The sequence below is a fragment of the Microbacterium sp. UBA3486 genome, from assembly GCF_002377845.1.
In the GTDB taxonomy this organism is placed as follows: Bacteria; Actinomycetota; Actinomycetes; order Actinomycetales; family Microbacteriaceae; genus Microbacterium; species Microbacterium maritypicum_A.
The window spans coordinates 1-4554 of record NZ_DFQP01000007.1 but is presented as its reverse complement, the minus strand read 5'-3'; the positions used below and the strand labels follow the sequence as shown (position 1 = coordinate 4554).

At 69.9% G+C, this 4554-nt stretch carries 6 protein-coding genes and 1 pseudogene; 1 reads left to right on the top strand and 6 read right to left on the bottom strand.

Going from position 1 to position 4554, the window contains the following annotated elements:
* Positions 1-234 (bottom strand): annotated as a pseudogene (locus B2869_RS00565) (aminotransferase); the annotation flags it as partial.
* A gap of 165 nt (positions 235-399) precedes the next feature.
* On the opposite strand from B2869_RS00565, the gene B2869_RS00560 reads away from it, so the two are divergent.
* On the top strand, positions 400-1083 hold the full coding sequence (locus tag B2869_RS00560) for a FadR/GntR family transcriptional regulator (RefSeq protein ID WP_021198307.1): 684 nt from the start codon (positions 400-402) through the stop codon (positions 1081-1083).
* Between the two features lie 19 nt (positions 1084-1102).
* Here the strand turns inward: B2869_RS00560 and B2869_RS00555 are convergent, their stop codons facing one another.
* Genes B2869_RS00555 through rbsD form a run of 5 tightly spaced genes read right to left on the bottom strand, consistent with a single transcriptional unit; the run spans position 1103 to position 4359 of the window.
* On the bottom strand, positions 1103-1618 hold the full coding sequence (locus B2869_RS00555) for a glycine cleavage system protein R (RefSeq protein ID WP_029258509.1): 516 nt from the start codon (positions 1616-1618) through the stop codon (positions 1103-1105).
* A gap of 23 nt (positions 1619-1641) precedes the next feature.
* The gene (locus B2869_RS00550; RefSeq protein ID WP_292761386.1) at positions 1642-2700 is read right to left on the bottom strand and encodes a PLP-dependent cysteine synthase family protein; all 1059 of its coding nucleotides are present in this window, start codon (positions 2698-2700) and stop codon (positions 1642-1644) included.
* Between the two features lie 42 nt (positions 2701-2742).
* Positions 2743-3099, bottom strand: a complete 357-nt coding sequence (locus B2869_RS00545; protein ID WP_292761383.1) for a cupin domain-containing protein — start codon at positions 3097-3099, stop codon at positions 2743-2745.
* A gap of 43 nt (positions 3100-3142) precedes the next feature.
* Positions 3143-3955 carry a GntR family transcriptional regulator gene (locus tag B2869_RS00540; RefSeq protein ID WP_292761381.1) on the bottom strand — a complete coding sequence of 271 codons (813 nt, stop codon included), beginning with the start codon at positions 3953-3955 and terminating at the stop codon, positions 3143-3145.
* Positions 3955-4359 (bottom strand): D-ribose pyranase, encoded by a 405-nt coding sequence (gene rbsD, locus B2869_RS00535; RefSeq protein ID WP_292761378.1) that lies wholly within the window; start codon positions 4357-4359, stop codon positions 3955-3957. The genes B2869_RS00540 and rbsD overlap by 1 nt, the downstream gene beginning before the upstream one ends.
* Positions 4360-4554 lie beyond the last annotated feature (195 nt).

Genomic DNA, 4554 nt, shown 5'->3' with positions numbered 1-4554 from the left:
CGGGGCGGTGCGCTCGCGGGCCGCCCGCACGCGCTCGGCGATGCGCGGGAACCACTCGACGGGGCTGAGGTCCGCGCGGCGGCGCAGGGCGTCCTGGTGCTCGACGACGACGGACGGGACCGCGCCGAAGGATCCGTGATTGAGGTGGATCACCGCCGGGTCGAGGGGCCAGGCGTCGCGCGCTCGCATGCCGGAGTTCAGCGTGAGCGGTGCAGGGAACAGCGGTGTGGGCATCAGTCCTCATCGATGAGTCGGGCGAGTTGTTGCACAACTTTGCCACATGCCGTGGAAAACTGCCATGAAAAGGAGAAGATGAAACATAGTTGTCATACGAGTTTCCTGCGAAGGGGAGTTCCGACAGACTTCACGAGGGGTGGGGGAGTGTCAGAGAGGATGACGATGAGCGCACTCGACACGGCGTTGCACGGGCTGCGGGCGCTGATCGCCGACGGTGCGCTGCGGCCCGGAGACCGACTGCCGAGCGAAGGCGAGCTCTGCGAACGTCTCGGCGTCTCCCGCGGGTCCCTCCGCGAAGCGATCCGGATGCTGGCCGCCCTCGGCGTGCTCGACACCCGTCACGGCTCGGGCAGCTACGTCAGCGAGCTGCGCGCGGCCGACCTGATCGGCAGTCTGTCGCTCACGGTCGGGCTGCTGCCGATGGCGGGAGTGCTCGAACTGACCGAACTCCGCCGCGTGCTCGAACCGCATGCGGCCGCGCTCGCCGCCGCCCGCATCGACGACGAGACCGTGGAGGCCCTGGACCGCGTGCTCGACGAGATCGAGGCGACCACCGACTTCGAGGCGCAGTCGCGGCTCGACCACGAGTTCCACATGGCGATCTCCGGCGTCGCGGGGAACGAAGCGCTGACCAGCCTGATCGACGTGCTGCGATCGCGGTCGCGGGCGTATCGCATCTCCGACCCCGAAGATGCGGCCGAGCTCAAGGTACATTCCGATGCCGGGCACCGCGCGATCCTGCGCGGCCTGGCGGCGGCGGACCCGGTCGCCGCGAGTGCCGCGGCCTCCGCCCACGTCGCGTACACCGAGTACTGGGTGCGGCGGTACTCGGGGCTCGAGGACTGACGCGCGTCCTGCGGGCCGGTCAGCCGAGGGTGATATCGACCTGGATCTCGGCGGCGATGCGCTCGAGGTCGGTGCGCAGCGCGTCGAGGTCGACGGAGGCGGGGACCTTCGCGGTGACCGATGCTTCGAACAGACGCCCTCCGGCCATCGCGGCATCCCGGGTCTCGGTGGCGAGCTCCTCGATGCTCAGGGCGTGCGCACTCAGCACGCCGGAGACCTCGCGCACGATGCCGGGGCGGTCGTTGCCGAGCACCTGGATCTCGAGCAGCTGATCGTCGTCGGCAGCCGCATCCGGAGTGCCGGTGAGCACGGCGAGCGTGAGGAGTCCCTGACCCTGCAGGCCGCGCAGCGCGGACGACAGCTCGGCCTCCCGGTCATCCGCGACCGAGACCTCGATCACGCCGGCGAACGTGCCGGCGAGCTCGGCCAGGGAACTGTTCTCCCAGTTGCCGCCGTGTGCATCCACGACATCGGCGACGGCGGCCACGAGGCCAGGACGGTCTGCACCCGCGACGGTGAGGATCAGAGTAGTCATGCGGCCAGCGTAGCCCGCAGCCCTCACTCCACCCAGACCCCCGACTCCAGGAACGTATCGAGGCGCGCGCGGTGCGGGGCGAGGTCCCAGCCTTGGGCGGCGACCCACTCGTCGGAGTAGTAGGTGCCGGCGTAGCGGACGCCGCTGTCGCAGATCAGGGTCACGACACTGCCGGTCTCGCCCGCGGCCCGCATCCGGGCGATGAGCTGGAACGCACCGTAGAGGTTGGTGCCGGTCGAGCCGCCGGCCCAGTGCAGGGTGCGTTCGCGCAGCAGGCGGATCGCGGCGATCGACCCGGCATCCGGCACCTGGATCATCTCGTCGATCACGGTCGGCACGAACGAGGCCTCGACCCGGGGGCGGCCGATGCCCTCGATGCGGCTCGGGCGCCCGGCCGGCGGATCCACGGTCCCTGCCCAGCCGTCGTAGAAGGCCGAGCCTTCGGGGTCGACGACCGCGACCTTCGTGTCATGTCGGCGATACTTCACGTACCGGCCGAACGTGGCACTGGTTCCTCCGGTACCGGCACCCGTGACGATCCAGGTGGGGATCGGATGCCGCTCCTGAGCGAGCTGGCTGAACACGCTCTCGGCGATGTTGTTGTTGCCGCGCCAGTCGGTCGCGCGCTCGGCGAACGTGAACTGGTCGAGGTAGTGGCCGGTGCAGTCGGAGGCCAGACGTTGGGCCTCGGGCGACATGTCCTCCGCACGGTCGACGAAATGGCAGGTCCCGCCGTAGAACTCGATGAGGTCGATCTTCTCCTGCACGGTCGAACGGGGCACGACCGTGATGAACGGCAGCCCGAGCATGCGGGCGAAGTACGCCTCGGACACGGCGGTCGATCCGCTCGACGACTCCACAAGCGTGGTGTCTTCGCGGATGCGTCCGTTGACCAGGCCGTAGAGGAGGAGCGAGCGTGCGAGGCGGTGCTTGAGGGAGCCCGTCGGATGCACGGACTCATCCTTGAGGTACAGGTCGATGCCCCATTCGGGCGGCAGGGGGAACAGGTGCAGGTGCGTGTCGGCGCTGCGGTTGGCATCGGCTTCCAGCAGGGCGATCGCGGTGCTGGTCCAGTCGCTCATGCCCTCGACACTACCGGGCGGACGTCCGGGCGCCCTGGTCGATCACGCGGCGGCGGGATGCTCGGGGCCGAGGTGGGTGGAGGTCGGCTCGCCTGCCGCATCGCCCTTGAGCTCGATGAGGATGGTGTGCGTCGGCGTCGTTCCGGTGTTCTCGCCGGAATGACGCTGCGCGGGCAACCACACGGCCTGTCCCGCGGCGAGGACGGTGTCGAAGGTGCGGTCGCCCAGGCTGAGGCGGCGGGAGAAATCGCTGAGGGTGACCAGAACGCTGTTCGGATGATCGTGCGGCGTCGTCTTGTCGCCGGGCTCATCGGTGTAGTCGAGCACGCGGACGTGCTCGTTCTCCCAGAGCGTGCGGTAGTGGTCGGGGTCGGTGAGGGTGGGATCGTCGGTGATCATGCGGTGACGGTACACCCGGCGCGGTACCGCCGACAGGGTCTCCTCAGCCGACCGTCCCGGCGCGGGAGGCCCCGCCGTCGCCGTCGACGTGCAGCAGCGAGGCCTGCGACTGCTCCTGCTGCAGCTGGAACTCGAAGCGCGACCGGTCGCCGCGGTGATACGCGATGAAATACTCGATGGGCGAGCCGTCGGTGCTGCGGCTGATGCTGCGCAGTCGCAGCAGGGCCGAGCCAGCGCTGACGCCCAGGTGCTGCGCCTGCTCGTGCGTGGCCACGGTCGCCTCTGCCGAGCGCACACCGTGCGTGGCGACGATATCGTTCTCGGCGAGCAGTCGATAGAGCGAGCCCTCTGTGAGGTCGGCGCCGAGGGTGACGGATCCGACGGCCTCGGGCATCCAGGTCGTCGAGAGCGACCACGGTTCGCCGTCGACGTGGCGCAGACGCTCGAGCACGACGACAGGGGAGCCGACGGGCACCTCGAGGGCGAGCGCGACCTCGTCATCGGCTGCCGTCTGCTCGTGCCGCAGCACATCGCTGTGCACGTGGCCGCCACGGCGCTCGACGTCGTCGTAGAGGCCGACCAGCGTGTGCACCAGGCTCTCGCTCGTGCGGGGACGGGAGACGAACGTGCCCTTGCCCTTCACCCGTTCGACGAGCCCCTCGTGCTCCAGCTGGGCGAGCGCCTGGCGCACGACGGTGCGCGAGATTCCGTAGCGCTCGCACAGGCGGTGCTCGCCGGGCAGCGGGTCGCCGGGCTGCAGACCGTCGCGGGCGATGCCGTCGATGATCAGCTGGCGCAGCTGGTCGTACATGGGCGCGGCGGAGTGCCGGTCGATCGCGTCGTCGACGATGGCCATCAGTACGCCACCCCCGCGTGCAGGATCACGTTCGCGTAGGGGGTGAACTCGCCGGACCGCACGAACGCCCGTGCGCCGTGACTGAGCTTCTTGAACTCCACATGCGGCACGAGGTCGATCTCGAACCCCATGCCGGCGAACCGCTCGCGCAGTGCGGCCAGCACCTCCGGGCTCTTCTCGGCGACCTCGGCCGAGACCGTCGCCCCCTCGACCACCAGCTCGGCGAGCACGGTGTCGAGCACGTCGAGGAAGGCGGGAGCCCCCGGGCGATACGCCAGGTCGATGCGCTCGGAGCCCGGGGGGATGGGCAGGCCTGCGTCGGTGACGACGAGCAGATCGGTGTGCCCGGTCTCGCTGATCACGCGGGACAGCGCGGGATTGATCGTGGTGGCCGTCTTGCGCATGTGTCTCCTCGGTTCTCCGGATGCTCGGTTCGCAGGTTCAGCTCGCGACGGGTGCGGGGGCGTGCGCTGAGCTGCGCTCCGCCAGGAACGCGTCGACGTCGGCGCGGTGCGGAAGGCTCGGCGATGCCCCCTGCTTCGTGACCGCCAGCGCGCCGGCCGCGGTGGCCAGGCGCACGGCATCCGCCAGGGTGCTGC

Coding starts and splice junctions, on each gene's coding strand:
- B2869_RS00560 (WP_021198307.1), top strand. CDS start 400: ATGAGCGCACTCGACACGGCGTTGCACGGGCTGCGGGCGCTGATCGCC.
- B2869_RS00555 (WP_029258509.1), bottom strand. CDS start 1,618: ATGACTACTCTGATCCTCACCGTCGCGGGTGCAGACCGTCCTGGCCTC.
- B2869_RS00550 (WP_292761386.1), bottom strand. CDS start 2,700: ATGAGCGACTGGACCAGCACCGCGATCGCCCTGCTGGAAGCCGATGCC.
- B2869_RS00545 (WP_292761383.1), bottom strand. CDS start 3,099: ATGATCACCGACGATCCCACCCTCACCGACCCCGACCACTACCGCACG.
- B2869_RS00540 (WP_292761381.1), bottom strand. CDS start 3,955: ATGGCCATCGTCGACGACGCGATCGACCGGCACTCCGCCGCGCCCATG.
- rbsD (WP_292761378.1), bottom strand. CDS start 4,359: ATGCGCAAGACGGCCACCACGATCAATCCCGCGCTGTCCCGCGTGATC.